The organism is Paenibacillus sp. BC26 (assembly GCF_900116125.1).
Taxonomy (GTDB): domain Bacteria; phylum Bacillota; class Bacilli; order Paenibacillales; family Paenibacillaceae; genus Paenibacillus_Z; species Paenibacillus_Z lignilyticus.
This window is the reverse complement of the sequence record NZ_FPAD01000006.1, coordinates 51289-77125: the sequence shown is the minus strand read 5'-3', so window position 1 is coordinate 77125 and position 25837 is coordinate 51289. Positions and strand designations below refer to the sequence as shown.

29 protein-coding genes, 1 pseudogene and 1 riboswitch are annotated in these 25837 nt (G+C 53.5%); of the genes and pseudogenes, 16 read left to right on the top strand and 14 right to left on the bottom strand.

All coding sequences use genetic code 11. The annotated features are described in order from the left end of the window. Positions 1-5: 5 nt before the first annotated feature. The 4 genes and pseudogenes from BM412_RS28790 to BM412_RS28775 all read left to right on the top strand — a co-directional run. Positions 6-614, top strand: a pseudogene (locus BM412_RS28790) (carbohydrate ABC transporter permease); the annotation flags it as partial. A gap of 28 nt (positions 615-642) precedes the next feature. Further along, complete coding sequence (locus tag BM412_RS28785) at positions 643-1962, top strand: sensor histidine kinase (protein ID WP_091225152.1); 1320 nt, start codon at positions 643-645, stop codon at positions 1960-1962. Next, positions 1962-3584: a response regulator transcription factor gene (locus tag BM412_RS28780; RefSeq protein ID WP_177246141.1), complete on the top strand. Its 1623-nt coding sequence runs from the start codon at positions 1962-1964 to the stop codon at positions 3582-3584. The genes BM412_RS28785 and BM412_RS28780 overlap by 1 nt, the downstream gene beginning before the upstream one ends. A 30-nt stretch (positions 3585-3614) precedes the next feature. Next, positions 3615-4601 (top strand): aldo/keto reductase, encoded by a 987-nt coding sequence (locus tag BM412_RS28775; protein ID WP_091225150.1) that lies wholly within the window; start codon positions 3615-3617, stop codon positions 4599-4601. A gap of 324 nt (positions 4602-4925) precedes the next feature. Here BM412_RS28775 and BM412_RS28770 read toward each other — a convergent pair whose 3' ends face one another. The 3 genes from BM412_RS28770 to BM412_RS28760 all read right to left on the bottom strand — a co-directional run bounded on the left by BM412_RS28770 (position 4926) and on the right by BM412_RS28760 (position 6665). Further along, positions 4926-5555 (bottom strand): TetR family transcriptional regulator, encoded by a 630-nt coding sequence (locus BM412_RS28770; RefSeq protein WP_091225149.1) that lies wholly within the window; start codon positions 5553-5555, stop codon positions 4926-4928. Continuing rightward, on the bottom strand, positions 5548-6054 hold the full coding sequence (locus BM412_RS28765) for a hypothetical protein (RefSeq protein WP_091225148.1): 507 nt from the start codon (positions 6052-6054) through the stop codon (positions 5548-5550). The genes BM412_RS28770 and BM412_RS28765 overlap by 8 nt, the downstream gene beginning before the upstream one ends. 164 nt (positions 6055-6218) lie before the next feature. Next, on the bottom strand, positions 6219-6665 hold the full coding sequence (locus BM412_RS28760) for a VOC family protein (protein WP_091225147.1): 447 nt from the start codon (positions 6663-6665) through the stop codon (positions 6219-6221). A gap of 130 nt (positions 6666-6795) precedes the next feature. Here BM412_RS28760 and BM412_RS28755 point away from each other — a divergent pair, with 130 nt between their 5' ends. Both BM412_RS28755 and BM412_RS28750 read left to right on the top strand, forming a co-directional pair. After that, entirely contained in the window at positions 6796-7197 is a 402-nt protein-coding gene (locus BM412_RS28755) for a GNAT family N-acetyltransferase (RefSeq protein ID WP_091225146.1), read from the top strand. Positions 7198-7379: 182 nt separating this feature from the next. After that, the gene (locus tag BM412_RS28750) at positions 7380-8141 is read left to right on the top strand and encodes a peptidoglycan-binding domain-containing protein (protein ID WP_256256643.1); all 762 of its coding nucleotides are present in this window, start codon (positions 7380-7382) and stop codon (positions 8139-8141) included. Positions 8142-8197: 56 nt separating this feature from the next. On the opposite strand, the gene BM412_RS28745 is transcribed toward BM412_RS28750, so the two are convergent. From BM412_RS28745 to BM412_RS28725, 5 genes are read right to left on the bottom strand one after another with little or no spacing between them, the layout of a single operon-like run. Beyond that, positions 8198-8671 (bottom strand): DinB family protein, encoded by a 474-nt coding sequence (locus BM412_RS28745; RefSeq protein ID WP_091225144.1) that lies wholly within the window; start codon positions 8669-8671, stop codon positions 8198-8200. Between the two features lie 19 nt (positions 8672-8690). After that, positions 8691-9188 (bottom strand): HugZ family pyridoxamine 5'-phosphate oxidase, encoded by a 498-nt coding sequence (locus BM412_RS28740; protein ID WP_091225143.1) that lies wholly within the window; start codon positions 9186-9188, stop codon positions 8691-8693. Positions 9189-9236: 48 nt separating this feature from the next. Beyond that, complete coding sequence (locus tag BM412_RS28735) at positions 9237-10019, bottom strand: ABC transporter ATP-binding protein (protein WP_091225142.1); 783 nt, start codon at positions 10017-10019, stop codon at positions 9237-9239. A 1-nt stretch (position 10020) separates the two neighbouring features. Next, positions 10021-11019, bottom strand: coding sequence for a FecCD family ABC transporter permease (locus tag BM412_RS28730; protein ID WP_091225141.1), 999 nt, complete (start codon positions 11017-11019; stop codon positions 10021-10023). 22 nt (positions 11020-11041) lie between these two features. Next, positions 11042-12094 (bottom strand): helical backbone metal receptor, encoded by a 1053-nt coding sequence (locus BM412_RS28725; RefSeq protein WP_091225140.1) that lies wholly within the window; start codon positions 12092-12094, stop codon positions 11042-11044. Positions 12095-12310: 216 nt separating this feature from the next. Here BM412_RS28725 and BM412_RS28720 point away from each other — a divergent pair, with 216 nt between their 5' ends. From BM412_RS28720 to BM412_RS28700, 5 genes are read left to right on the top strand one after another with little or no spacing between them, the layout of a single operon-like run. Further along, the gene (locus tag BM412_RS28720; protein WP_091225139.1) at positions 12311-12736 is read left to right on the top strand and encodes a VOC family protein; all 426 of its coding nucleotides are present in this window, start codon (positions 12311-12313) and stop codon (positions 12734-12736) included. Between the two features lie 5 nt (positions 12737-12741). Then, a complete protein-coding gene (locus BM412_RS28715) occupies positions 12742-13515 on the top strand; it encodes a sigma-70 family RNA polymerase sigma factor (RefSeq protein WP_091225138.1) in 774 nt (257 codons plus the stop codon). Position 13516: 1 nt separating this feature from the next. Then, positions 13517-13894, top strand: coding sequence for a VOC family protein (locus BM412_RS28710; protein WP_091225137.1), 378 nt, complete (start codon positions 13517-13519; stop codon positions 13892-13894). 21 nt (positions 13895-13915) lie between these two features. After that, positions 13916-14281, top strand: a complete 366-nt coding sequence (locus BM412_RS28705) for a VOC family protein (RefSeq protein ID WP_091225136.1) — start codon at positions 13916-13918, stop codon at positions 14279-14281. A gap of 28 nt (positions 14282-14309) precedes the next feature. Beyond that, entirely contained in the window at positions 14310-15239 is a 930-nt protein-coding gene (locus tag BM412_RS28700; RefSeq protein ID WP_091225135.1) for a DMT family transporter, read from the top strand. 47 nt (positions 15240-15286) lie between these two features. On the opposite strand, the gene BM412_RS28695 is transcribed toward BM412_RS28700, so the two are convergent. Then, entirely contained in the window at positions 15287-16195 is a 909-nt protein-coding gene (locus BM412_RS28695; protein WP_091225134.1) for a nucleoside hydrolase, read from the bottom strand. Positions 16196-16254: 59 nt separating this feature from the next. On the opposite strand from BM412_RS28695, the gene BM412_RS28690 reads away from it, so the two are divergent. Next, positions 16255-17430 carry an FAD-dependent monooxygenase gene (locus BM412_RS28690; RefSeq protein WP_091225133.1) on the top strand — a complete coding sequence of 392 codons (1176 nt, stop codon included), beginning with the start codon at positions 16255-16257 and terminating at the stop codon, positions 17428-17430. On the opposite strand, the gene BM412_RS28685 is transcribed toward BM412_RS28690, so the two are convergent. From BM412_RS28685 to BM412_RS28670, 4 genes are all read right to left on the bottom strand, one after another. Continuing rightward, a complete protein-coding gene (locus tag BM412_RS28685; protein WP_091225132.1) occupies positions 17415-19349 on the bottom strand; it encodes a beta/alpha barrel domain-containing protein in 1935 nt (644 codons plus the stop codon). The two genes, BM412_RS28690 and BM412_RS28685, sit on opposite strands and share 16 nt — an antisense overlap. 76 nt (positions 19350-19425) lie before the next feature. Beyond that, positions 19426-20124: a metal-dependent hydrolase gene (locus BM412_RS28680; protein WP_091225131.1), complete on the bottom strand. Its 699-nt coding sequence runs from the start codon at positions 20122-20124 to the stop codon at positions 19426-19428. Between the two features lie 160 nt (positions 20125-20284). Continuing rightward, a complete protein-coding gene (locus BM412_RS28675) occupies positions 20285-20893 on the bottom strand; it encodes a cysteine hydrolase family protein (RefSeq protein ID WP_091225130.1) in 609 nt (202 codons plus the stop codon). Positions 20894-20914: 21 nt separating this feature from the next. Next, a complete protein-coding gene (locus BM412_RS28670) occupies positions 20915-21907 on the bottom strand; it encodes an ABC transporter substrate-binding protein (RefSeq protein ID WP_091225129.1) in 993 nt (330 codons plus the stop codon). A 51-nt stretch (positions 21908-21958) separates the two neighbouring features. Further along, a riboswitch (guanidine-I (ykkC/yxkD leader) is annotated at positions 21959-22095 on the bottom strand. Between the two features lie 194 nt (positions 22096-22289). Between BM412_RS28670 and BM412_RS28665 the strand changes: the two genes are divergently transcribed. From BM412_RS28665 to BM412_RS28655, 3 genes are all read left to right on the top strand, one after another. Continuing rightward, entirely contained in the window at positions 22290-22568 is a 279-nt protein-coding gene (locus tag BM412_RS28665; protein ID WP_091225128.1) for an antibiotic biosynthesis monooxygenase family protein, read from the top strand. 88 nt (positions 22569-22656) lie between these two features. Next, positions 22657-23157, top strand: coding sequence for a CYTH domain-containing protein (locus BM412_RS28660; RefSeq protein ID WP_091225127.1), 501 nt, complete (start codon positions 22657-22659; stop codon positions 23155-23157). 30 nt (positions 23158-23187) lie between these two features. Next, a complete protein-coding gene (locus tag BM412_RS28655; RefSeq protein WP_091225126.1) occupies positions 23188-23847 on the top strand; it encodes an HD domain-containing protein in 660 nt (219 codons plus the stop codon). Between the two features lie 59 nt (positions 23848-23906). Here BM412_RS28655 and BM412_RS28650 read toward each other — a convergent pair whose 3' ends face one another. Continuing rightward, positions 23907-24701, bottom strand: coding sequence for an exodeoxyribonuclease III (locus BM412_RS28650; protein WP_091225295.1), 795 nt, complete (start codon positions 24699-24701; stop codon positions 23907-23909). 201 nt (positions 24702-24902) lie between these two features. On the opposite strand from BM412_RS28650, the gene BM412_RS28645 reads away from it, so the two are divergent. Beyond that, complete coding sequence (locus BM412_RS28645) at positions 24903-25829, top strand: MBL fold metallo-hydrolase (protein ID WP_256256642.1); 927 nt, start codon at positions 24903-24905, stop codon at positions 25827-25829. The last annotated feature ends 8 nt before the right edge of the window (positions 25830-25837 follow it).

The following is a 25837-nucleotide window of genomic DNA, read 5'->3' as shown; positions in this document are numbered from 1 at the left end:
CGAACTTGCTCTATCAATTAACGACCGGCCGAAAGCTGTTCCAAGCAGCCAATTATATATTTCTGATCGGGTTATCCATACTGTGCATTCTGCCTTTGATTCATGTTTTCGCGATTTCGCTCAGCGACAAAACCGCGGCAGCTGCGGGGGATGTCGTGTTATGGCCCGTTAACTTCACCCTGCAATCCTACGAATACGTGCTTCATAAGCCGGAATTCTCTAAATCATTCATCGTTACCTTGGAGCGGGTTGGTCTTGGCACGCTCATCAATATGTTTCTGACCATTCTGCTCGCTTATCCGTTGTCCAAGGAAGTTCGGACGTTCAAATACCGCACCGTTTACGCCTGGTGCTTCGTGCTCACCATTCTGTTCAGCGGCGGGTTGATTCCAAGTTATATCGTCGTGTCGAAGACGCACTTAATGGATACGATCTGGGCGCTCGTCATCCCCGGAGCGGTACCGGTGTTTAACGTAATCCTGCTGCTGAACTTCTTCCGCGGATTGCCGAAGGAGCTGGAGGAGGCGGCATTCGTAGACGGCGCTCGCGCATGGACGGTGCTGTGGAGAGTGTTCGTTCCGCTGTCCATGCCCGCACTGGCGACGATCATGCTGCAACTATGACTCTGCTGACCAGGCCTATTTGCAAACCTTGATCGACGAATCAGGCCGCATCCATCCCATTGTACAATCGTGGCAGGATCGTCTGTTCATCACGCAGAAGTACCCCGATATCGGGTATCCCGATTCCCTCACCTTCTTCTTAAACGAAGAAATCTCGAAGAAGGCCATTCGGCAGGAATTACAGCAATTTTCGAATATTCAAGGCGAGCAGGCGATCTTGTTTGGGACTGACTTCAATTGGTCGATTACGAATGACGATCACGCCGATCTAATTGAACATATACGGCAAGTCGCTAAGCGCCTGGTGAAAGGCGATACGGTGACGGCTATGGATACGATCGATTTTGAAGGGACGCCTTACTTGCTTACCTTGGAGCATGAGCCTTCCTTCGATATGACGCTCGTCATGTACATGCCGGTGAAGAACGCGCTGGGGCCGATTGCAAAATATAACGTATGGCTGTGGGTGCTTTCGCTCACCTCGTTCATTATCGTGTTGTTCTTCTCGTACTGGATTTACCGGGTTATCCATAAGCCGCTTGAGCAGCTGGTCCGAACGTTTCGCAAGGTGGAGAAAGGTCAGCTTGATGTGCGTCTTCATCCGACAACCCGCGATGAATTCGAATACTTGTACAGCCAGTTCAACTCCATGATCGGACGAGTGAACGTACTCATCGAAGAAGTGTACGAGCAGCAAATCCGTTCGCAGCGCTCGGAGCTGAAGCAGCTGCAGGCACAGATTAATCCCCACTTTCTGTACAACACCTTCTTTATTCTGAACCGGATGGTGAAGGTAGAGGATTATCCGAAGCTGAAGCCGTTTACGAAGCACTTGGGCAACTATTTCAAGTTCATTACGCGTGACGCCTCGGACGAGGTTGCGCTCCGGGAAGAATTGGCTTTTGCACAGTCGTATTTGGAAATTCAGAAGATACGGTTTGAGGACCGCATCCAGATTGAGATCGAACAATTACCGGAGTACTACGCCGATTTGCTGGTGCCCAGACTCACGTTGCAGCCGATTATCGAGAATTGCTATAAGTATGGGCTGGAGGATGTTGTTTCCGGGGGACAGCTGCACATTTCATTCAAGCATGCGGGCGGTCTGCTGACCGTCGTCATTGAAGATAACGGCAAAGGGATGAGCGAGGAGGACATGAGCGCCTTGAACCGTAAGCTCAGTCATCCCCAGGCGCAGCTGGAAACCACGGGCATGATTAACGTACATAAGCGGCTTCAGCTCATGTACGGCAAAGATAGCGGTATACGCGTAACGACCAGCGAAACGCTCGGCGGGCTGAAGGTTGAACTTTATATTCCGGTAAAGGAGGAATCATGATGCACCGGCTGCTGATTGTAGATGACGAGCCCTATATCGTCTCCAGTTTGAAGGAACTGTTCGAGGAGGCGGCTCATCTCGAACTGGATATTTACTGTGCAGGCTCGGCCATGGATGCCATCGAGCGGCTGGAGCAGACGCGAATCGATATCGTGCTCAGCGACATCCGCATGCCCGGCATGACAGGGCTTGAGCTGCTCGCGCAAATTAGGCGCAGATGGCCGGCTTGCAAAGTGATTTTCCTATCCGGGCACAATGAGTTCTCGTACGTACAGGAAGCCCTTCGACAAGGAAGTGCGGGGTATTTGCTCAAAACGGACGAGGAAGAGGAAATCGTGCTTGCCGTTGCGAACGTCATCGCCAATATGAACAGTGAACAGAGTTTGCAGAGCAATATGGAGAAGGCGCAGCTGCGTATGCGGCAGGCGCAGCCCTTGCTGCAAAGAGGGTTTCTGACCGAGCTTGCGGAAGGCGAGCCGATTGCCGATGCTACCAGGACGAAGAGATTTCAAGAGCTGGAGCTGGGGCTGCGGGCTGACCGCCCGTTTATGCTTGTGGTCGGCCGCATTGACCGCTGGGATGAGAAGTATTCGGCCATGGACAAGGAGCTCCTCTTGTATGCCGTTCAGAATATCGCGGAAGAAGTAGTGGGACATGCCGGCGCTTTCTATCCCGTGATGAGCGATCGTTCGCGTTTCTTCTGGATCATACAAGTGGGAAGCGGCGCAGCGGAAGCTGAGATTCCGCCAAGGTTTGTTCAGGAATCGCTCGACTTTATTCAGAATCAATGCGAATTGCTGCTCCACGTGCCGGTATCGCTCGCTTCGACGGAGCAGCCGATTGAATGGAGCGATCTGCCCGAGTATTACGGGCGCTTGAACCGGCTTCTTATTCGGGGGCTTGGACAAGGCGATCGCATGCTGCTGTACGAGAAACAGGAGGATCCCGATTCGGAAGCTCGGATCTCCCGCTGGCAAAGCGAGTTTAATCAACTGGGTACCTTAATTGAGAGCGGTAACCGGGATGCCTTTCTGCAGCTGCTGGAGAGCATCTTGGAACGAGCGGCCGGAAGGTCGTACGGCATCGTGCAGGAAACCTACTATACGATCGCAACCTTACTGCTTTCGAACATGAATCGATGGGGCGTTTACGAGGCCGTATCTCATAAGCTTCCTATCCATCGACTGCTTCATTTGGATGGCCACGTGTCTTGGCAGGAGGCAGGCGACTATCTCAAGCGAACGGCGGATATTATCTTTGCGCTGCTGGACCAGGACAAGTCGGCGAAGAGCAATGAGGTCGTCGATCAGCTGCATGGCTATATTCACAAGCATATCGAAGGGGACCTCTCGCTGTCTCGATTGGCGGATCTGGTAGGACTGAACGCGAGTTATTTGTGCAGATTGTACAAGCAGCTGACAGGGAGCGGTCTATCCGAGTACATCACCGAGCTCAAACTGACCAAAGCCAAGGAGCTGCTTCGCGACCCTCAGCTTAAGGTTGGCGAGGTGGCGCTCCGGATCGGGCTGGATCCGGGTTACTTCTCCCGGTATTTCAAGAAAATGACAACCCTTTCTCCGCAAGAATATAGGGAGAAAGCGGCGATTCGTACGACGGAGTAGCGGTCAACGTTCAATGGGGAGGCAATTGGGATGAATAAGCGCGCAATACCGGGGACATCGATCGAGGCTTCCGTTATCTGTCTCGGCACGTCCGCCTATGGCGGAACGCTTCCGAAGGAAGAGGCGTTTGAGCTGCTGGATCTGTTCACCGAGCTTGGAGGCAATTTTTTGGATACGGCTAACGTATACGAAGATTGGCTTGGCAAAGGAAAAAGCACGAGTGAGCGAACGCTTGGGGAATGGCTCCGGTTACGCGGGGGCAGGGATCGGGTGATTGTTGCCACTAAGGGCGGCCATCCGGATTTGCAGTCGATGTCCGTCTCCCGTTTAAGTAAGGAAGCGATTGTGCATGATCTCGAACAGAGTTTAGGTCATCTGCAAACCGACTATATCGATTTGTACTGGCTTCATCGGGATGATCCGTCGATTCCTGCAGGAGAAATCTTGGAAACGCTGAATGAACAGCTGGCCGCAGGTAAGATTCGTGCATTTGGCTGCTCGAATTGGAAGGTTGAACGCATCGAGGAAGCGCGCCAATATGCGGAATGTAAAGGAATTACGGGCTTTGCCGCGAGTCAGCCCCTATGGAATCTTGCTGTGCTCAATGAGGGGATAATCGCCGATCCGACGGTAGCGATCATGGATGAGAAGTCGCTTGCCTATTACAAGGAGCACGGTATGGCAGTCGTTCCTTTCTCTTCGCAGGCAAATGGTTTCTTTGGGGGACGCTACTTTAGAGGGCAGGCGATTCAGACAGGCGGCAGCGCCCATATCGTCAAAGCCCATTATTTTAACGAAGCCAGCTTCGACCGGCTAGATCGCGCCAAGCAGCTCGCGTCAGAGCTCGGCACGACGGCCTCGCGCATCGCACTCGCGTATTTGACCTCACAGCCGTTTCCCGTCTTTCCGATTGCCGGAGCGAACAAACGGGAATATATGTTGGATAGCTGCGCGGCCGGAACGATAACCTTAACGAAGGAGCAGCTGCTATTCCTAACGGGCGGAAGTCCGATGTAACCGAGAAAGATGCAATCGTGCAGCATTCCCCGCCTGAGAGAGGTAACTAGTACCTCTCATTATGCAAATTCGCAGGTTTCCCGCATAAGAGAGGTACCTAGTACCTCTCTTCATTTCGCAGGCAGCGTTCCCTACCCAAGAATATTGCCCCAAACACAAAGGGCCGTCTTAAAAGTCGCCCTGCGCACTTTGAGACAGCCCCTTTTGTTTCCTAACCCTATTCCTTCACACTCCCAGGCACGATTATTATGGCCAATAGCATGCCTTAAACCGAAAACGGCTGCGCCGGAGTTACTCCCGCGCAGCCGTTTCTTTGTTTTGCCATTACGCGGATGGTGAGGCGAGGATGGCGCGTTCAAACGTACGTACCAGCTCGGCGCTGTACGTTTCCATGTCCACTTGCGCGATCAGATTCACATTCGCCATATACTCGCTGATGGCGCCTTGAATGGCGAACGCCATAATGAGCACGTTGAATGCGCAGAATTCGCCTGCTGCCTGCCCATCGAGCAGGATCTGCTTGAGCTGCGCATGCATCGGATCCTCCTCATCGTCGCCAAGCTTGTAGTACGGCACATTATCAGGCGTCCGAGCATGAAACACGATTTCGATCAACGCCGTGTTATGTTGGGGCCGAGTGCCTTGATAGGCGATGCTGGCGTTAATGTAGGCGCGAAGCTTCTCCGTGGCCGTTGCCGCGGTAGCCGTTCTCTTCAGCACATAGGAGGACGATTCCTGAACGAGCATCATCAGCGTATGGTCCATCAGATCGTTCTTATCTTTAAAATGGTACGAAATAAGCGCCGTGCTGATACCGGCTCTCTTGGCGATTTGGGCGAGGCTTGCGTTCACATAACCGATCTCATCGAGCGTCGCGATGGCTGCGTTCATGATTTGCGACCTTCTGGCTTCGGTTATAAACGATTGCTTCTCACTCTCCTTACGATCAGTCATCCTTGTTCTCCTTCGGGGGTTGTGGTTTGGATTTTGCGTTCGTACGAACGATGATGAGCGTGATGATAACCAAGATTAGCGCGATATTAATGAGCAATTTCCCGGAGGAAAGCTCCAGGTCCTTGAAAAAATCGACAACCGATCCATCGAGCAGTCTGCGTGCGACCGTACCGATAAGCACAATGATGACAATCAGCAATCGCATTGCCAGTGTAATTGGAACGATGGCAATCGCCAGCTCCAGCATATCGCGGCCGGCAGTTCTGCGGCTGAACAGCATTGCCGCCGCCAGCCAGCTCATTGCGCCGCCAAGCAGAAGCAGGATTGGAGTGAGCCATTCATACCAATGAAAGTCGGGAGATCCCCATGAATTACGGAAGAGCAGCCAGGTGACCAGCGGAAAAGCAATACCGGCCAATACAGCGAGCAGACCAAGCGTGTTTAAGGGGAGCGATCTCCAGCCGGTTCCGGATTGCGTTTCGTTGACAGGTTCGTTCATCAGACATTCTCCTTTTCATTATACGGATTATGAGTGTGTTGATCATTCAATCAAAAAACTGATTACTTAATCAAATTTTATAAGGAACGGCCTCCGATGTCAATCCGATCCACATCAATAAAGAAAGCCGGGCGGCCTCTCTTTACGAGAAGCTCCCGGCTTTCTTAGGAACGATCTGCCAGCGTGGCTCCCCAAGCTGTAGGATCCACGTCTTTGATATGCTGCGAGAACTGCCATAAGTGGTTTTCGATATCCACCACCGAATATTGGCGCTCCCCGTACTCTGTCTCGAAGAGCTCCTCTACGATATGGGCTCCGGCTGATTTTGAACTGTTGTAGTGGGCTTCGATGTCGTTCACGAAGATCATTAACGACTGCGTCGTTGCTCCAAGCTTGGCCGGGCTGGCTGTTAACGGGGCAAGGCTTTTCAGCATAACCCATACATCGCCAAGGTAGATCATCGCTCCGTGCAGCTGCCCATCCGGGAGCGCGAAGCGGTAATGCTCTTGGAAACCGAAGGTTTGGCTTATCCAAGCCAGCGCCTCGGCGACATTCTCGTAATAAAGATGCGGCACCAGATGGTTAGACGGAACGGAACGATTAGAGATCATTAACAGGTTTCCTCCTTAAGTTGCTGCACGGCAGCCGGATGCAGGAACAATACATGATTCAAATTCGCAATGGATATAATGTGCGAGAAAATGGCAACGGAGAGGGGCAGGAGATCTGGATACAGAAGTCATGGTACAGCACACAGCGCCGGAGGCAGGTGAGTATATCGCCTTGCGGCTGGCTGCCGGACTAAGCCCTAAGGACGAGGCGGCGGCTAGGATCGCGCTGAAAAATTCGATTTATGCCGTTTCGCTTAGGAGCTCGGACAAACTCGTTGGCATGGGCAGAATTATCGGTGACGGCGGCTGTTTCTATCAAGTGGTCGATATTGCAGTGGATCCTGCTTTTCAAGGCAGAGGTTTAGGTAATCGGATTATGACGGAACTGATGAATGCTATGGATGCTCATGCACCGGACGGTGCGTATGTGAGCCTGCTCGCCGATGTACCGGCAGACAGATTATACCAGAAATTTGGGTTTACTTATACTGCGCCGCAATCGCTCGGCATGTATAAGAAATACCCGCTTTAAACCTCCGCAAGAAACAGTCAAACCTTTACCGCGAAGAAGCATAATGGAAAATAGGTATTGGGTATAGTAAGGGCTGTGGCAAATCATGCTCACTACATCCAAAAGGAAGGTGTCTTGTTTAAATGGAGGCAAATAAACGTTCTCATGGATCTAAAGGTAAATCCGTGAGATGGGCGGCTAAGATGCTCGGATCATTAGTGTTGGTGCTTACCCTTCTTGTTGGAGCACCGAATGTCGGCTCGGCGATTGGCAAAGGAGCAAAAGGGCCGGATGTTTACGTCATTCAGGGGATGCTGAAATCGTTAGGCAGCTACTCGGGCCCGATTAACGGACACTATAACTTGCAGACTGTTCGCGGTGTCAAATATTATCAGAAGTCGCACGGCTTGCCGATGACCGGCAACGTAGATAAACGTACGCTCAAGTCGATCGTATACGCCTACGATGCTAAGAAGTCGGGCGTGAAGATGAAGGCGAAGAGCAGAGGTATGGGTAAAGGCGTGCAACGTATTCGCGGCGGTGGTGCAGGCGGCGGTGCAGGTGGTGGCGCAGGCGGTGGCGCAGGCGGCGGTGCAGGCGGCGGAGCAGGCGGTGGCGCAGGTGGCGGAGCAGGCGGCGGAGCAGGCGGTGGCGCAGGTGGCGGAGCTGGCGGCGGCGCAGGTGGCGGAGCTGGCGGCGGCGCAGGTGGCGGAGCTGGCGGCGGCGCAGGCGGTGGCCAAGGCGGCGGTGTAGAGCAAAAACAAGAGCAAGGCACCGAGCAAGGTCAAGAGAAAGGCCAAGTCGAAGAGAAATCGCAGCAAGAAGGCACTGAAAAGCAAGGCAAAGATAACGGTGGTTCGCAGGGCGGAAGCCAAGGCGGCGGCCAAGACAATCAAAACAACCAAAACAATCAAGGCAGCAAAGACAATCAAGACAATACGGATAACAAGAGCAAAGGTCACTAAGCTCGGCTGATCATAATAAAGGCAGGGCCTCATTCACGAGGTCCTGCCTTCTTTAATTATGACTGCGCTGACGTTGGTTGTGCCGCATGTTTACGAATGAGTCCGATTTGACCTGCGTGCAGTCCTGTATGATAGATGGCACGGCCCAGCGCTTCACGCGGTGAGGATGGTCCGATCTTCGATTCAACGATCGTATCCCATGCATCGTCGCCAAGCTGTTTCATCGCTTCCGTCAGAAATGCATCTGCTGCCGCAGAGAACGCGATCAACTCTTGCAGCGTAAGAGCATGCTCATTCGGAGCGCCGCCTTGACCGCTTGCAATGTATTCCGTTCCCTCAGGCACAGTTGCGCCGAAGAACCACTCCGCGAACATATATTCAACCTCAGCGTTATGGCGAATCATATGGCCGATGGAGGAGGATTCGGCAGTCATGGCCAGACTAAGCTCTTCTTCTTTCAATCCTTGAACCATTTTCTGAAACCGATCGCGGACAACGCGCCAAATTGGACCAACCGCTTCGTAACTCATGCTTACACCGTCCTCATAATTATTTATCTTTGCGATCTACGACAACATGCTCGAAACGGTCGCCGGCCAGATCGACATCGAACGCTTGCCCGAAACCGACTACATATCGGCCTGCCGATGGCGTCAGCTCGAACAGGGAGAAATCGAGGCCGCGCAGCATCGTCATCATTTTGTCGCCGAACTTCTCGTCGAATGCGGCGAAGATCGCTTCATACCCTTCGTTGCCGAGGTTTTGCGATTCACATACCCAACGAGCGCGCTCGCGGGCAAACGCATTCGGCGTAGCCGATTCATCATTGATCAACATCACGTGAATCCGCTCGTTGTTCTCCACGAAACGGTAATGATCGGAGATCCGGCTGATGTAGATGTACAGTTTCCCGTCAACTTTAACGAACGGCGCATAGCTGATGAAAGGCGTACCTTCCGCATCTTGCGAGCTGATAATAAGCGATTTGCGGCTTTGGATAAAGTCGATGTACTTCCCGCGTGATTCTTCGATGTTGGGCTGTTTCATGGAAATGCCTCCTTGTAGTGGGTGGGTAATAAACGGGTGAAAATCGTGCTAAATAGCTGATCTGCGCCGTACGTGGATGCGAAGACCGCCGTCCAGATGGTCCGGCGTCACTTCGGCTTCCACGCCGTAAACCGTGCGAATCAGCTCAGGCGTCAGCACATTGGCCGGCGTATCGGTGAGCGCCAGGCTGCCATCCCGAAGGACGCAGATGCGGTCGCTGTATGCACCGGCCTGATTTAAATCATGCAGCACCATGACGACCGTAATGCCGAGCTCGCGATTAATGGAACGAACAAGCTCCAGTACTTCCAGCTGATGGGCGATGTCGAGATAGGTCGTCGGCTCATCCAGGAGGAGCACCTTCGGCCGCTGGGCGAGTGCCATCGCAATCCAAGCACGCTGCGCTTCTCCGCCGGATAGGGAGCTGACATACCGCTTCCGGAAGGAGAGGAGACCCGTACGTTCTAAAGCCCAATTCACGATCTCATGATCGGATTCGCCAAGACGCTCATACCACTTCTTATGCGGCAGACGCCCATAGGAGATGAGCTCCTCGACCGTCATATCCGGCGGCGTTTGATTGGATTGGCTCAGCATGCACAGCAGCTGTGCGATCCGTTTGCTGCTCATGGACGCCAGCTTCTCCCCGCAGAGGTGTACGCTTCCGCTTTCGCATGGAATCATACGGGACATGCTCTTCAGCAAAGTCGATTTCCCGGACCCATTCGGCCCGATAATCGATAGAATTTCTCCTTCTAGTACCTGCAGCGATAAATTGTCGATAATGGTTCTTCCATCGTATTTGACGGCAACCGACTGGGCCTCGATCATATCAGACCTCTCCTTTACGCATCAGATACAAGAAATAAGGTCCTCCGGCAATCGCCATAATGATGCCAGCAGGGATATCAAGCGGCGCGAACAGCGTACGTCCGGTCGTATCGGCAACAAGCAGCACAAGTGCGCCAAGCATCAGGCTCATCGGGATGAGCTTGCCGTAGTTGGAGCCGACCAGGATGCGAGCCATATGCGGGACTACTAACCCGACAAACCCGACTAAGCCGACGTTCGATACGGATACTGCGGCCAAATAGACGGCAACGAAAGACAGAATCAGACGGACGCGGGTCATGTTCTCCCCGAGATTGACGGCGGCTTGTTCGCCGAGGCGAAGCGTGTTTGCTCTGCGGATGCAGAAGAAAGCGGCAATCCAGCCAACTGCGGAATACGGTAGAATCATGAGGGAGTCGCCGAGTCCTTTGCCGGACAGGCTACCGTTCAGCCATTGCAGCGCACCCGGCAGCTTCTCGCTGTACAAGATCGACATCAACCCGATAATCCCGCCAAAAATAGCATTAACCGCAACCCCGGAGAGGATGACTCTCAAAGGCGCGATTCCGCGTTTGTTCCATGCCAATAAATAGACCATGCCTGCCGCCACGGCGCCTCCGGCAATAGCTGCAATGGGAATGAGCGAGCTGAGCTCGGGCATTACAAGCAGAATGAAGAGTGCCGCTACGGCCGCGCCGCTCGAAACCCCGGTAAGACCGGGATCCGCGAGCGGATTATTCATCACGGCTTGGAGCATCGCGCCCGAGACTGCCAGATTCGCGCCAATAATTAACGCGAGCAGCACTCTCGGAATGCGAATGTCCCATAGGATGGTATCGGAGGCACCGGTAGCACGGCCGGACAGCGCGGTAATAATATCGGCAACCGAGATCTTGACACTGCCAAGGCCGATGGATGCGATTATCGCGACTGCCAGCAGCGCAAAGGTGAGCAGCATAATAAGTTTACTCGATCGGCGTTGCAATACTCCGGGTGCCATAATCTAGTTCCTCCACATGATGTTAGTTAGCAGGGTAGAGCTTGCTTGCCAATTCTTGATAAGCGGATGCGGCTTTCGTAATCGAAGTAATTCCGAACAGATTGTAGTCCAGTGCTTCCACGCGGTTGTTCTTGAATGCGTTCAGCTTCTCCCAAGCGCCATTCTTCTTCACATCGTCTTCGAATGCTTTCTTAGCCGCTTCAGGGTCGCCGTGCGCTACGAGCAAGATGACATCCGGATTAGCCGTTACAACGCTCTCCATATCGAGCGGTACATACGTTTCTTGCGATTTCAGCACATCGGATACGACGTTGGAAGCACCAAGCTTCTTCGCCATGCTGCCCGCGTACGTGCTTTCGTTCATGAGCATGAAGGATTCGGCGGAGCCGAACAGGAACATGACCTTCGGCTGTGTTTGGCCTTCAGCTTGTTTAACCGCAGCAGCTTCAGCCGTTGCCAGGCCGTTAACCAGATCCGTTGCTTTCTGTTCTTGTCCGAATACATGGCCGAGAACAACAGTGGAGAGCGTAAGCTCTTCCAGAGAATCAGTAGGGATATACACCATATTCAGTTTCGCGGAGCCGAGTTGTTTGTCGAGGCTGTCTTGAATGGATGCCGGTCCGAGTACAACGTCCGGCTCCAGGCTTGTAATGACTTCGGCATCCGGCTTCAGCGCGGAACCGATCTTCTGTACGTTATCGAATGCCGCAGGAAGAGCGGACATCGAAGTTGGCACGCCTACCGGCATAACGCCCAGTGCATCGAGCAATTCAGCGATGGCAACGGAAGCAACGACAACCTTCTCCGGTTTCTTGTCGCCGAACTTCGCTTGCAGCTCAGCAGCCTTTGCTTCATCGATAGTAACCGCGGCAGGTGCAGCTTCTTCAGTTGTATTAGCAGCGGTATCGGTTGCCGCCTCATTGGCAGCAGCATTGTTGGTTGCATTGGTTGTTGCCGCTTCGTTGCCTGTGTCGTTAGCAGCCGTGTTGTTGTTGTTGTTGCCGCAGCCGGTAGCAATGGATAGTGCAAGGATGGCCGTGATGAGTGCAGTGCGTTTCTTCAGTACGGATGTCATGTTGTCTAATGTCCCCTTTTGTGCGTTTCTACGCTGATTGGTAGTGATAATCATTATCAAGAAAGTCTAGTTTATAACAGCATATGTCAATATTCAATAGATTTACTGAAAATGATAATTATTATCATTATGAAAAAATTATTTGGACCCCGTATCTGTATATCTTCTGACCGCGTTATGATAGGTGTAGTGAATTTCCAAATGGGAGGGAGTCTCATGCGACGAAGCGTAAGTAGAATTAGCGGCATCTTTATTCCCGTAACGGATATGCGGCGCTCCACGGAGTGGTACATAAGGATGTTTGATCTGGAGACGATCGACCTGTCGGACTGCTGCACAGGGCTCGCTTTTCCGGGTGAGGCAACGTTCATTAATCTGTGGAAAGTAGAGCGGCCTGCAGCTGTACAGTTCGATGCGGGAGGCGGGGTGAGGATTCCGTATTATAATTTCGAGTCCTTTGATATCGAATACTCCCATACTTCGCTTCGTGAGAAAGGGGCGGAAGTGCTGCCGATTGCGGAGGATGCGAGCGGAACCCGGTACTTCGATTGTCTCGATCCGGACGGCAACCTCATCGGCATTGTGGAAGATTTGCCGGCTTCGACTTACTACCCGCACAAACAGAAATACAAGCGCGATTAACGCCTATGACAACCTACAATGATGAAATTTTCGAGAAGCAGACGACACCGCACACAGCCGAGCTGCTCCGCTATTGCGGCAAATTAGCCGGTTCCGCCTGGGATGGCGAGGATCTGTATCAAGAGGTAATGCTCAAAGCCTACCGCAGGTTCATCCGCTGGCCGGATCGTGAGCTGAGCAAGCCTTATTTGTACCGTATCGCCGCCAATGCGTGGTTTGATGTCTGCCGCCGCCGCAAAATCGCCTTCATGCCGGAGCTTCTGGCCGACTATAACAACTTGGCCTACTCCGAATGGAATCGACATGATGTACGAGAGTCGCTTGAATATTTAATGGACGCGCTGGAGCCGAGGCAGGCGGTGCTTATTCTTCTGACGGATGTGTTCGGCTTCTCGCCGACCGAGGCCGGCCGGTCGCTTGGGCAGCCGGTTACGGCAATTAAGGCAGTGCTTCACCGGGCGCGCACGAGGCTCAAAAAAGCGGCGGAGCGGCAGCTTCACTGGCTGGAGGGAGACGGAGCTCCGCAGGCGACGGCCGCGCATCGGCGGTCCGGCAAGGAGCTGTTCGAATCCTTCGTGCGAGCGTTCCGCGAAGCGGATATGACGGCGATGTTCCGCACCTACCGAGAGCTGTCCGGGTCCGGCATCACGATTGACCGGGTTGCGGTGGTTCGCGGGCAAGCCTGGTTTTATTTTAAAGATCCCGATGGCAATGTCCTGATGGTGTCGACGCCTTTCAGATCCAATCGATCCAATCCAACCGAGCAGGAGGAACAATGAGATGAGTAAACCGGCATTATTCGGCGTAGGTATTTTTGTCCCGGTAAGCGATTTGGAACGATCTACAAAGTGGTATTCAGAGGTGTTGGGCTTCGAGATCACAGGGAGAGACGAGCCCAAGGCAACCGTTATGATGATGAATGATTACCGCATCATGTTCTGTCTCGTGAAGTCATATAACATCGTGCAGCATGCGTTTCCGCAGAACGATTACGAGGTGGAGCAATATTTTAATTTTCATACCGACGATGTGGAAGAAGCTTACCGCAACTTGAAGGACAAGGGCGCTAATATCGGCGAAATCGTCCATTTCGATGATGGTATTACCGGCTTCCCGCTGTACGATCCGGACGGCAATAAATACGGGGTTGTTAAATAATCAGGCGAGGTGAATGAGCAGATGCTGCCATTAATCAAGCAAGAAATTATCGGGGTTATGCACTATGTTAAGGACTTGGAAGCTGCGGCAAAATGGTACTGCGACACGCTCGGGTTTGCAATCACGGCCTATGATTACCGTTCGTTCGTCGAGCTCGCGATCGATGGTCGTTACGTGATGCATTTGCTACAATCAGAAGGTGAAGGCGTGCCGGCAGCACGGGCGCCGTTCACGTTTGATACGGCTGATCTTCAGCTGGCGCATCAACGGCTGGCTGAGCTGGGCGTGGAACCGGAGCCTATTAAGGAATATCGCGATCATGCCTGCTTCAGCTTCAAGGATTGCGAAGGCAATGCGCTGATGATTTGCCGGTTTGATCGGCGCTAAGGAACGTATGAAGTGAGGAGAAGACAGGATGCAGGCTAGTCAGACGAAGTCGGAATTATCGCGGAGCCCCTATGTGCTTATGCCGATTTTGCTGCTGCTCTGGGGCTCGGTTGCGGCGGTGAGCAAGCTGGTGCTGGGCCGATTGGACAGCTACCAGGTGTTATTTTATATGAATGGAATCGGGGTTGTCGTGTTCGCGGGCATCGTCTTATATAAGGTGCGTTGGGGAACGTTGAGGCTGTGGTCATGGCGGCAAACGGCGCTTATCGTGTCATGCGGGTTGTTCGCCTTCTTGTATGATGCGCTTTATCTGCAGGCGCTTGATCGGATTCCGGCGGTCGAGGCCTCCATGCTGAATTATCTGTTTCCCGTCTTTATCGTCATCTTTGCCATCCCCCTCCATAAGGAGAACATGAATCGATACAAGCTGCTCTCCGTCGTAATGGGCTTTGCGGGGACGGTGTTGCTGATGACCAAGGGGGATCTTACGTCACTAAAACTGACTAATTTGACCGGCGACGTACTGGCGATTCTGGCGGCGGTCAGCTGGGGTTTGTTCACCAATCTGGTGAAGCGGAACAAGAAGGATATGCTGATCAGCACCTTCTTGATCACGGTGGTAGCTTTCGTGCTGTCTGCCGCCGGCCTGCTGGTTAATTCGAACCTCATACTGCCTCGGCTGGTCGATTTCGGCGGCGTGTTCTGGTTAAGCATGTGTAACATCGTGCTCGGTTTCTTCTTGTATTTCCGGGCGCTGCGTTATTCGCCGGCCTCGCTCATCGCGAGCTTTACTTTCTTTACTCCGTTCGTGACGCTGCTGTTCATCGTGCTGCTGCTCGACGAGCGGCTCACGCTGATGGACGGCCTCGCGGCACTGCTCATTCTGTCCAGTGTTCCGGTGCAGAAGCTGGGAAGTGTGCTCGGGGCGGGGGAGAAGAATGCAGGTTCGATGTTGTAAAAGAAGCCTCCAAATCGCGTTGCTGCGGTTTGGAGGCTCTTTTTACGTTAGAGAAGGTGTTTCTGCTGACCGGTAATGGAGTAATAATGCTCGAAAAATCGCGTACGGTCGACAGTTGTCGCTATCTCATGGTTACCGACAGTGCCGCCCGCATGAAATGTCATTTGACCGAACGTGTCCGCGTGAGTGTAGTCGACTTCAACGGAACCGCGCTCGTACACGCAGAGCTGCGGTTCAAATAAACATGCCGCCGCGAGCGGATCATGGAAGGTCATGACATGCTGCTCCAGCCACGGCGATCCGAAGTCCTCCACCGCTCTCATGACCGGAGCAGCAAATAAGTCTGGTTTTTCGCTCCGCCCGAGGACAAGCTGCGACGTCACATTTAAGCCGAATGTGCGATGAATCGCCACCGGCGCGTTATATACGATGGCGCAGGCATGCGGATCCATCCAGGAATTCCAGTTGGCCATCGGCATATCCGGTGAGGCTTCGAGCTCTTCGGAGAATACGCCGCTCATGATGTACAGCCCCTTCAGTAGCTTCGGAATCTCGGGATCTAGCAGAAAAAGAAGGGCGACATTGGTGAGATGACCGACGGCGAGCAGCATCACTTCATGGGGATGCTCGTGGATGGCGGCCCGCATGGCGTCGACGGCTTGGCTCGCTTTGAAGGTAGTCTCGTGCGGCCAATTCACCAACTTGGATGCACCGCCCGGCGTGGGATAGATGCTGCTTGGCATCATCGGATGATCTGCTCCCGCATATACGGGCACACTCCGATCCGCAGCTTTGCAGATCGCATCCGCCACCATGGCGCGGTTCGCGACCTCGCCGCCTACGGTCGAAATGCCAATAAGTTCACAGTTCGGTTGGCCGAGCAGATAGGCTAAACAAAGGGCATCGTCGATATCGCCGCCAATGTCGGTGTCGAGCCAAACTTTTAGGGTAGTCATCGTCATTCCTCCTTGGGTATGATGAAACCAGTGATAGGAGAAGAGCGGGGGATGCGGTAATGAGCAGCAAGGGCAAGCGACAAGCAATAGTAATTGGAGCGGGCATTGGCGGGCTGTGTTCGGCTTTGGCGCTGCGGCAGCGCGGGTGGCAGGTGGCGGTATACGATAAAGCGGCGGCATTGCGGGAAGCGGGAGCGGGTATCGTGCTTGCGGCCAACGCCATGAAGGCACTCGACTTACTCCGAGTAGGCAACAATGTCAGAGAAGCAGGTGCCCCGGTCATGCAGGCGGACATTCGGACATGGGACGGCAAGCTGATTACGAGCCTCCCTGCCGCGAAGCAAGCGGCGAAATATGGCACGCACAGTTATGTCATTCATAGAGCGGAGCTGCAATCGATTCTCCTGCAAGCGGTTATGGCGGAATCCCCGGTCTATACCGGCAAGCAGTGGATGCGCGGCGAACAAACGGATGATGCGGTAACGGCCGTGTTCGATGATGGGATGCACGAGAAGGCTGGGCTTGTGATCGGAGCGGACGGTATTCATTCTGCGATCCGCGAGCAGTTATTCAGTACAAGTCCTCTCCGGTATTCGGGCTATACGGCGCTTAGAGGTGTATGTACGTTAGCCAATATACCGATTGGCGCAGCGTCCGGCGGCGGGTTTGAGGCGCTGGGCCAAGGACGGAGATTTGGCTTCTCAAGTCTGGGCAATGGCCGCGTTTTCTGGTTTGCTGCGGTTAATGCGCCGCAAGGAACAATTCTTCCGGCAGCAGAACGTAAGTCGGCGTTATTGGACTTGTTCCGAGGCTGGTATAAGCCCGTTGTCGATGCGATTGAAGCGACCGATCCAGCGACGATACTTGCCCATGACATTGTAGATCGAGCTCCGCTTGCTCGGTGGAGCACCGGCCGCATAACGCTGCTTGGCGATGCCGCGCACCCGATGCTTCCTAATCTCGGCCAGGGCGGAGCGCAGGCTATCGAAGATGCCGTGGTGCTGGCGCGTTGTCTGCAGCAGTCGGAAACGGACGTGCCAGCGGCGCTACGGGTTTACGAGATGGAGCGCATGGCACGAGCCTATCGGATCGTGCGAATATCACGCTCCATGGGAAGAATGGTGCAGCTTGAGAATGCGCTGCTTATCCGCTTCCGTAACGCGGTCATGGCCGCAACGCCGGGAGCCGCTTATGTGAAACGGTTTGATCCGATCGTTGGTTATGCGGTGCGCTGAGCAGCGACCGGTGACCGCGTCAGATAAGGATAGAGTAAGATAAGGCCAGCTATATAAAGCAATAAGGCGAAGATGGCAGGCGACAAGTGAACGAAGTCCGTATAGCCAATGTGCCAATGAACCGAGAAGGCCGCGAAGAATGCCGGAGCTCCGCCGATCAGAAACGTCCACCACAGCCAGCGTTCCCCTTGCTGAATGCCCCATAATGCCATCGTGAGCAGCGCCAGTGCATCGGAGAACAGCGCTCCGCCGAATCCGGCGCGATCATGGGCGATCAGCGGAATCAGCCGCGGGTTCATGGCTGCAATTTGATCGGATGTAAGGCCTATGTAGGCCAGATCTTGCGGCACGAACACACGTGTCACGCCGAATCCGGAGATGGTAATACTGCCGATTACCAGCGCAAAACCAAGCACTACCATGCAGAACTGCCCCCACATGGCCCGCTTCCACATCCGGTCGCTGCGCAAGTTGACGGGATTGCGAAACGGCTTGTCGGGGTTCGCGCGCATACTTAGCAGAAACATTGGAAGAAGAATGAGTGCGACGACCGCATGCAGCGGATCGAAGTAGCCGTAGCCCAGATAGAGAAAAAAGCTGGCAAAGCCGGTAATAGCGGACACGAGCAGTGCTGTTCTCGCCCAATGCACGCCGTGACGTAATCCATGCATGCCAAGCTGATAATAGAGCACGCCGATGGAAATCATCGTGCCGGCGAGCGTAATGCGATCATGCGACATGAAGTGAAGCAGACGGTGATTCAGATGATGCAGCATGTCGCGATGGATACCTAGGAACGCTTCGTCATAGGGAAGCAGCACCGTTGTAGTCGCTATTATCCACGCGAGTATACCGCCGGTGATCATCCCAATGCCGAGCAAGCACATCCAGCCCCAGTGACGCCAAAAGGATTCCGGTTTAGGCTCAGGCAGTTGTCGGACGCGTTCATACAGGATGGCTTCGTTGACCCGTTTGGGCAGTCCGGGCCCGGTATCGATGAGTCCGCCGTGCAGCAGGATGTAGTCGGCGCCTGCAGCCGTCAGGTCCAGGGCATCCAGTGGTTCATAGATGCCGCAGGATGCTTTGAGCACGAAGTGCTGCGGGCCAAATCGTCGCAGCTGAGTAAGCCTTGCAGCGCACGATTGCTTATCTGCGGGCTTGACCGTGAGTCGACCGTCAGTTGCGCGGGCTTCGCCTACAACAGCACCGCTCCATGCCGTGAAATCAATGGAATGGAGCACGAGTTGAAGCGTGCCGTCTTCCGCATCATGCGGGATGTAAAGGAACAAGCGGTTATCTACTGCCGCATGCGAATCTATGAGTTGGAGCAGCGCGATAATTTGTTCCGTTGAAGCTGGCTGCTGCAAAATATCAAGATAAAACCCCGCCGCACCGGCCTTTCGCAGCTGCCCCATCATAGCCAGCAGCTGCGCGAGCGCCTGTTCCGGCGTACTCCCCGGCAGAGGCGTCAATCTGGCAAACTGCGGCAGCCTATGACCGGGATTCGCAATCCGCGATGCTGCCGAGGCTGCGCCGCTATTCTCGTCATAGGACGGGTAAGTAATGCTTCGTTCCTCTGAATTCAACTGAATGGGCGCTGAACTTGCGGCTTGGATGGGCTCGGCCGTAATCGGTCCGATCTCCATGAAGCCCAGTCCGAACTGCGCCACGGCCCGATGGGCAACGCCGGTTGGATCAACCGTGCCCGACAGTCCGACCGGCGTGATGAAATCGACGCCGCATGCTCGGCTGCGAAGGAGAGGGGCGGGATCCATATGCCCCAGCGTGCGAATGACGAAGGAGCCCAGAGGAAGACGGCTCAACGCGCCGATAGCGCCGAGCGTGACGGAGCGAGCGAGCCGATTCGGGAGCCGCAGCAGCAGAGGACGAAACAACGTTTGATAGGACCAATCCGGCATACGCTCACTCCCCACGTGATGTTGTCATTATAAAAGGTTCCTGTTACCGCACATTTGCGCCGTTCACCACTCGGTGCTATCGGCCGTTTACTTCAAATTCGTCTCCCGGTACCATGACGCGGCCTTTGAGCCCGTTTTCCTCAAGCTGCCGGACGAATTTCTCCGCATCCTGCTTGATTGGCGGGAAAGTGCTGTGATGGATGGGCACTGTCAGCTTCGCGTTGTACCATTTTGCCGCTTGCAGCGCGTCCTCCGGTCCCATTGTATAGTGGTCACCGATTGGCACGAATGCGACGTCGATCTCATACCGATCTCCAATCAGCTTCATATCGCCAAATAGGGATGTATCTCCGGCATGCAGAATAGTGAGGCCTTCCGCGAATACGAGGAATCCGGCAGGCATACCCGCATACATGATTTGTTTCGTTTCCATATCCACGATGCCGGAGCTGTGGAACGCTTGAATCATTTTCGCTTGCGCAAAGCCGAGGTCGACCGTTCCGCCCATATTCATTCCGATTGTTTTCGCGCCTTGCCAGGACATGTATGTGGCAAGCTCGACAATCGATACAATCGGCGCATCGTTGGCAATCGCGACCGGAGCGGCATCCAGAATATGATCCTGATGAGCGTGAGTCAGCAGCACGGCATCGGTCTTCAGTGCTTCCGGCTTCTGGACAGCCACGGGGTTGCCGCTAAGAAAAGGATCAATGACAAGGGATTTATCGCCAGTGCTGATTTGAATGCAGGCATGGCCATGGAATTGGATTTTCATCTAAGAGATCGCTCCTTCGATTCAATAGTCGGTACATCTTCCATAGTGCCAGATTATGGAGCTGGAAGCAATTTGAAGGCGGGGAAATCGGCTGTTTTTACAAGAAGCTAATATGTTAAAAGCCCTACCTCGTGTAGAGGCAGGGCTTCTGAACTTGTTATTAAACCGTCACCCGTTGCTCTAACAGGGCAATAATCTCAGAGGAATTGGTTTTCGATGCGGTTTGCAGATACTCAATGGCGTTAAGCGAAGCTTGATGCGCCTCGGGACTGGACCCTCTGACGCAGTCATGGAGCACGCGAACATAATAATCATGTTGATGCGCGTCAGCGCAAGTGTAATGAACGCAAACATCCGTGAGGAAACCGGTAACAAGCAGCGTCTCTACCTTCAGCCCTTTCAGCAGTATATTGAGATCGGTGGAGAAGAAGCAGCTATAGCGGCGTTTGCCTATGGCGTACTCGCCACGAGCAGGCTTCAAATAATCAAGGAATTCAACGTCCTCAGATCCTTCCAAACAGTGGATATCCTCAACGCCCTCCAGCTCTCTGCCAAAATCAATCAGATCGACGCGATGCAGCTCTTGGAAGAAAATAACCGGTATACCCGCCTGCCGAGCAGTTTCCAGCACCTTCCCGATATTGTCGACCGCCGTCTGCGCATCGAAGATCGGAATAGGCGTTTTCTCGGGCGGAAGCAACGAACCCTTGGTTACATCAATAATTAATAGTGCAGCTTTCCCGACGATCGTATCGATTTTCTTCTTCATGCGCAATCACGCTCCCACTGATTATTTGAATAAGAAGGAATCCAGAATGTCATCCGCTTTGACTTCCTTGTCGATCAGCTTACGTTCGAAGAAGAAGGAGGAGTACTCTTCGGTCCGTGCTTCGAGCGTGCTGTCTTTGCCCGTCAACATCGCTTTGACTTCATCTTGCTTCAGCAGTTTGACGCCGCCCATCATGGCGATGACTTCATCCTTGGTCGTTTCCAGCTTCTTGGCCGCAATGTCGGCCGCTTCATCGGTATTGGAATAGTAGAAAGCAGAGCCTTTATCAATGGCGCTTATTAGGTTGCGAAGCGCTTGGGCGTGATCGTCGATCATCGCCTGGGACGTCATGACACCGTCGACAATCAGATCCGGCGCATCTTTCGTGGAGTAGAGCAGGTTGCCGCCTCCGGTTAAGGCCTCCGAGAGATAGGGCTCCCACGTTACGGCTGCATCGACTTGGCCGGCGATAAACAGCGGTCCTGTTTGTTCGGGCGACACGTTGGACAACTTCACATCCTTCTCGCTTAACCCTGCGAGCTGGAGAGCATGATTGAGCAAAAAGTGATTCACCGTTCCAATCGTAGCTGCCACGGTTTTTCCTTTGAGGTCTGCAATGGTTTTGATATCCTTCGAAGCGACGATGCCGTCTGCCCCCATGGATAAATCGGTAAAGCTGAACACCTTTAAATTTTGATCTTGCAGCTCATTGGTCTTAACCATCACGGCCGTGTCCAGTGTCGTGAGAGCAATATCCACGTTGCCGGTGATTAAGGCTTGCGTTGCTTCGGTAGGGCTTGGGAATTGGATAAGTTCAACTTTGACGCCGGCTTCCTCGAAGAAACCTTTGCTTTCGGCTACGAACAGCCCCGTGCTTCCGACCCAGAGGTTGTAAGCGACCCGCAGTGTAATGTCATCTTTCTCCGAGCCGGATGTGGATTTGCTGCAAGCGGAAAGCATTAGGGCAGACGTCAGCATGATGATGAGCAGTAGAAGCGGTAATCTCGTTCTCATCTCGAACCCTCCTCTAAAATAAATAAAACCCGGGAGAATAGATGGTATCTACTCTCCCGGGTTTTTATCCCTCCGTGTAGCTGATGCAGCATCAGCCGCTTCCTCTTGGACCTGCCTCATTCAAATTGTCAGGTTATATTACACATAACCCGAGAAGATTGAATGACGGAACCCTAGAAAGCTATTGTTTATGTAGTTGTTAGTTTGAATTGTAGCTCACGGAGGTTTTATGTGTCAATAAACATTACATATAAATTGTAAAAATGCTAAAAACTCGAATTAATATAACATATATATAACGTAAAATTCAGGCGAAGTGACAACAGCAGACAACTCCACTACAATATAGACAAAATACAGCCTATAAGGAGGCACGGCGTTTATGTTTGTTCATATGTCGATCCATCATCCGAAGCCGGGCAAGAGTGAGGACTTGATCGCTTCGATGCACCGTTTCGGGAGCGCGCTCGAAGGAGCGGCCGGATTAAGAGAAGTACATACCTTGAAGGACAGCCGCACCGGAAAGCTGATCGGTCTGGCGATTTGGGAATCCGAAGAGGCGTTCCGGGCCGGCGTGAGTGCTGCCCGATCTGCGGTCGAGAACGACCCGCTTGAGGATTGGGAAGAGGCATCGGAAGGATTTTGGCTGAGCAAGGTGTAGCAGGGGTACAAGAATTGGCGGGACCGCAACAGACAGCTATACTTGTCGTATGGCTTCAACGTAGTCGAATCAGTAGGGAGATGTCGTCATGGCTTTAGAAATTGAACGCAAGTTTTTGTTACCCGAATTCCCGGAGAGACTCATAGGTACAGGTGAATTGCTGAGACAATCGGAGCATCGGATCGAGCAGACTTATCTGGCGCTTGATGGCCCGCAGGAGCTGAGGGTTCGCAGAATCGTCGATCTTGCTACGGAGGAAGTGAGCTATACCCATACCTTCAAATCCGGCCATGGTTTGGCGCGCGAAGAGGTCGAATACAACATCTCGCAAGGGATTTACGAACAGGTTATCCATGCTTTCGGTGCTATTCCGCTGACGAAGAACCGCATTACCGCGACGTGGGGCGATCATGTTGTGGAAATCGATATTTATGACCAAATCCAGCTGATGGTGCTTGAGGTGGAGTTCGATTCCGAGGAGGCAGCCGTGGCGTTCGAGCCTCCGGCTTGGTTCGGCAAGGATATCAGCACAGAGAAGCAATACAGCAACAAGAAGGTATGGCGCGAGCTGCAGGAGCGCCGCAACTAAGACGAAGTCGGGAAAAAGGTGGTTATGACCATGCAGCGCCAACCTGGCGAGAAGCAGCACGTAATTGAAGAAGCGGAACGGTTCGCCCGGGCCGAGCTGGAGCATGATGCCACCGGCCACGATTGGTGGCATGTGCACCGCGTCGTGCAGATGGCGGAGCGGCTCGCACTGCGGGAAGGTGCGGACGCGGAGATCTGCATGATAGCGGCCCTGCTGCATGATGTGGCGGACGAGAAACTGAACGAATCCAAGGAGAGCGGACTGCATAAAGTGAGCAGCTGGCTGGCCGGTCAGTCGCTGACGGAAGCGGAACAGTCGCACATTATGGAGATCATCGCGACGATGTCGTTTAACGGCGGTGCTAATCCGCCGATGCGGACGCTGGAAGGCCAAGTGGTGCAGGATGCGGATCGGCTCGATGCAATCGGGGCCATCGCGATTGCCCGATGTTTTCTCTATGCGGGCTGGAAGGGAGATCCCATCTATGACCCGAAGCTGCTGCCGCGCGATGAGATGAGCCCCGGCGAATATCGCAAAGGGAAAAGCACGGCGATCAATCATTTCCATGAGAAGCTGCTGAAGCTGAAGGAACGCATTAACACGGAGTCGGCCAAAGAAATTGCCGAGGATCGGCATCGGTACATGGCCGAGTATGTGGAACGGTTCATGCGGGAGTGGAATGGAAATTAACGCGCGAAAATAAGAAAGCCGGGTATCTCCGCGATGGAGAATGCCCGGCTTTTTTTAGATTATTTTGCTGCTGCTGCTGCTGTTTCTGTAACGCTGCTTAGTTCGCCTGTTGTCAGGACAACCGGACAATGGTCGCTGCCCATGATGTGACAGTCGATTTGCGCATCGATTAATGCCGGCGCGAGTCTGGAGGACACTAGGAAGTAATCAATCCGCCACCCCACGTTCCGCTCTCTGACCTTCGGCATATAGGACCACCAAGAATACACGTCTGAAAGGTCCGGATAGAAATAGCGGAAGGAGTCGGTAAAGCCGGATGCGAGCAGGGCGGTCATTTTGCCGCGTTCCTCGAGCGTGAAGCCGGAATTGCCCATATTGGGCTTCGGATGCTTCAAGTCGATTTCTTCATGGGCGACATTCAGATCCCCGCAGACGATGACCGGCTTCTTCGCATCCAGCTCCAGCAAGTAGCTGCGGAATCGATCTTCCCACTCCATTCTGTAATCGAGCCGCGCCAGATCGCGTTTGGCATTGGGCGTGTACACCGTAACGAGATAGAAGTCGTCAAATTCCAGTGTAATCAAGCGGCCCTCAGGCTCATAATCTTCTTCCATGCCGTAGCGCACGGATAGCGGTTTGATTTTCGTGAAAACAGCCGTACCCGAGTAGCCCTTCTTCTCCGCATAATTCCAATAGCTCTCGTAGTCGTCACCAAGCGCCATCTCAATTTGACCTGCCTGAAGCTTCGTCTCCTGCAAGCAGAAGATATCGGCATTCATCTCCGTAAAATAATCCATAAATCCTTTGTTCACGCAGGCGCGCAGCCCGTTTACATTCCATGAGACCAGTTTCATCGGCGAAATCTTCTCCTTGCTGCTTATCGAATGAATTACTACCAGTGTAGCATAGATGGCCGAGCTCATGGTGGCCGGGTACCGCTTTGCACTATAATGGGAATAACTAAGATGAATAGGACAATAGAAGGAGCATGGTTGCAGATGGCCTCCACCCGGCAAAACAATAAATTCGTCAACGCTATAGAGACTAAAATGGACATGAGCTTCAAGGCGATCGTCAGCATGCTTCGGGATCAATTCAGAGGCAGTCCAAACCGCCAGCCGGCGCAGGCCGTTCCTTATAAGAAACTGGCACTGTCGGCCCTGCCACAGGCAGAAGGCGTTCAGGTGACGTGGTTTGGGCATTCCGCGTTTCTGCTTGAGATCGAAGGAAAACGGCTGCTGTTTGATCCGATGTTTGCGGATTCGCCTTCTCCGGTAGCGCTGTTCGGAGGCAAGCGCTACAGCGGCGGGCTTCCGCTGCAGGCGGAGGATTTTCCGGCGATCGACGCGGTCATTCAGTCGCATGATCATTATGATCATCTGCATGAAGGCACGATTCGGAAGCTGAAGGACAAGGTGGGCCGGTTTATTGTCCCGCTCGGAGTAGGGAAACGGCTTCGCAAGTGGGGCGTAGATCCCGCGAAGATCTCTGAGCACGACTGGGGCGACGAGCTGCAGCTGGCAGGGCTTACCCTTGCCTGCATGCCGGCGCGGCACTTTTCGGGCAGGGGGTTGTTCGATCGGAACAGTACGCTGTGGTGCTCGTGGGTGATAGCCGGGAAGAGCAATCGGGTGTTTTATAGCGGGGACAGCGGCTATGGACCGCATTTTAAAGAAATCGGAACCAAGTATGGACCATTCGATCTGACGCTGATGGAGTGCGGTCAATATGACGAGCGCTGGGCGGCGATACATATGATGCCGGAGGAAACGGTGCAAGCGCATTTGGATGTGCGAGGGAAATTGTTGATTCCGGTTCACTGGGGTGCTTTTACGCTGGCTTACCATGATTGGACGGATCCGGTTGAGAGTGCCGTGAAGGCGGCTCGTGCGCAGGGGATCGAAATTGCAACGCCGCAGATCGGTGAAACCGTTGCAGCAGGCAGTGCGCCATATCCGACTGCTGCTTGGTGGCGGAATTAGTCCTGGGA

Coding starts and splice junctions, on each gene's coding strand:
- BM412_RS28780 (WP_177246141.1), top strand. CDS start 1,962: ATGCACCGGCTGCTGATTGTAGATGACGAGCCCTATATCGTCTCCAGT.
- BM412_RS28775 (WP_091225150.1), top strand. CDS start 3,615: ATGAATAAGCGCGCAATACCGGGGACATCGATCGAGGCTTCCGTTATC.
- BM412_RS28770 (WP_091225149.1), bottom strand. CDS start 5,555: ATGACTGATCGTAAGGAGAGTGAGAAGCAATCGTTTATAACCGAAGCC.
- BM412_RS28765 (WP_091225148.1), bottom strand. CDS start 6,054: ATGAACGAACCTGTCAACGAAACGCAATCCGGAACCGGCTGGAGATCG.
- BM412_RS28760 (WP_091225147.1), bottom strand. CDS start 6,665: ATGATCTCTAATCGTTCCGTTCCGTCTAACCATCTGGTGCCGCATCTT.
- BM412_RS28755 (WP_091225146.1), top strand. CDS start 6,796: ATGGTACAGCACACAGCGCCGGAGGCAGGTGAGTATATCGCCTTGCGG.
- BM412_RS28750 (WP_256256643.1), top strand. CDS start 7,380: ATGCTCGGATCATTAGTGTTGGTGCTTACCCTTCTTGTTGGAGCACCG.
- BM412_RS28745 (WP_091225144.1), bottom strand. CDS start 8,671: ATGAGTTACGAAGCGGTTGGTCCAATTTGGCGCGTTGTCCGCGATCGG.
- BM412_RS28740 (WP_091225143.1), bottom strand. CDS start 9,188: ATGAAACAGCCCAACATCGAAGAATCACGCGGGAAGTACATCGACTTT.
- BM412_RS28735 (WP_091225142.1), bottom strand. CDS start 10,019: ATGATCGAGGCCCAGTCGGTTGCCGTCAAATACGATGGAAGAACCATT.
- BM412_RS28730 (WP_091225141.1), bottom strand. CDS start 11,019: ATGGCACCCGGAGTATTGCAACGCCGATCGAGTAAACTTATTATGCTG.
- BM412_RS28725 (WP_091225140.1), bottom strand. CDS start 12,094: ATGACATCCGTACTGAAGAAACGCACTGCACTCATCACGGCCATCCTT.
- BM412_RS28720 (WP_091225139.1), top strand. CDS start 12,311: ATGCGACGAAGCGTAAGTAGAATTAGCGGCATCTTTATTCCCGTAACG.
- BM412_RS28715 (WP_091225138.1), top strand. CDS start 12,742: ATGACAACCTACAATGATGAAATTTTCGAGAAGCAGACGACACCGCAC.
- BM412_RS28710 (WP_091225137.1), top strand. CDS start 13,517: ATGAGTAAACCGGCATTATTCGGCGTAGGTATTTTTGTCCCGGTAAGC.
- BM412_RS28705 (WP_091225136.1), top strand. CDS start 13,916: ATGCTGCCATTAATCAAGCAAGAAATTATCGGGGTTATGCACTATGTT.
- BM412_RS28700 (WP_091225135.1), top strand. CDS start 14,310: ATGCAGGCTAGTCAGACGAAGTCGGAATTATCGCGGAGCCCCTATGTG.
- BM412_RS28695 (WP_091225134.1), bottom strand. CDS start 16,195: ATGACTACCCTAAAAGTTTGGCTCGACACCGACATTGGCGGCGATATC.
- BM412_RS28690 (WP_091225133.1), top strand. CDS start 16,255: ATGAGCAGCAAGGGCAAGCGACAAGCAATAGTAATTGGAGCGGGCATT.
- BM412_RS28685 (WP_091225132.1), bottom strand. CDS start 19,349: ATGCCGGATTGGTCCTATCAAACGTTGTTTCGTCCTCTGCTGCTGCGG.
- BM412_RS28680 (WP_091225131.1), bottom strand. CDS start 20,124: ATGAAAATCCAATTCCATGGCCATGCCTGCATTCAAATCAGCACTGGC.
- BM412_RS28675 (WP_091225130.1), bottom strand. CDS start 20,893: ATGAAGAAGAAAATCGATACGATCGTCGGGAAAGCTGCACTATTAATT.
- BM412_RS28670 (WP_091225129.1), bottom strand. CDS start 21,907: ATGAGAACGAGATTACCGCTTCTACTGCTCATCATCATGCTGACGTCT.
- BM412_RS28665 (WP_091225128.1), top strand. CDS start 22,290: ATGTTTGTTCATATGTCGATCCATCATCCGAAGCCGGGCAAGAGTGAG.
- BM412_RS28660 (WP_091225127.1), top strand. CDS start 22,657: ATGGCTTTAGAAATTGAACGCAAGTTTTTGTTACCCGAATTCCCGGAG.
- BM412_RS28655 (WP_091225126.1), top strand. CDS start 23,188: ATGCAGCGCCAACCTGGCGAGAAGCAGCACGTAATTGAAGAAGCGGAA.
- BM412_RS28650 (WP_091225295.1), bottom strand. CDS start 24,701: ATGAAACTGGTCTCATGGAATGTAAACGGGCTGCGCGCCTGCGTGAAC.
- BM412_RS28645 (WP_256256642.1), top strand. CDS start 24,903: ATGAGCTTCAAGGCGATCGTCAGCATGCTTCGGGATCAATTCAGAGGC.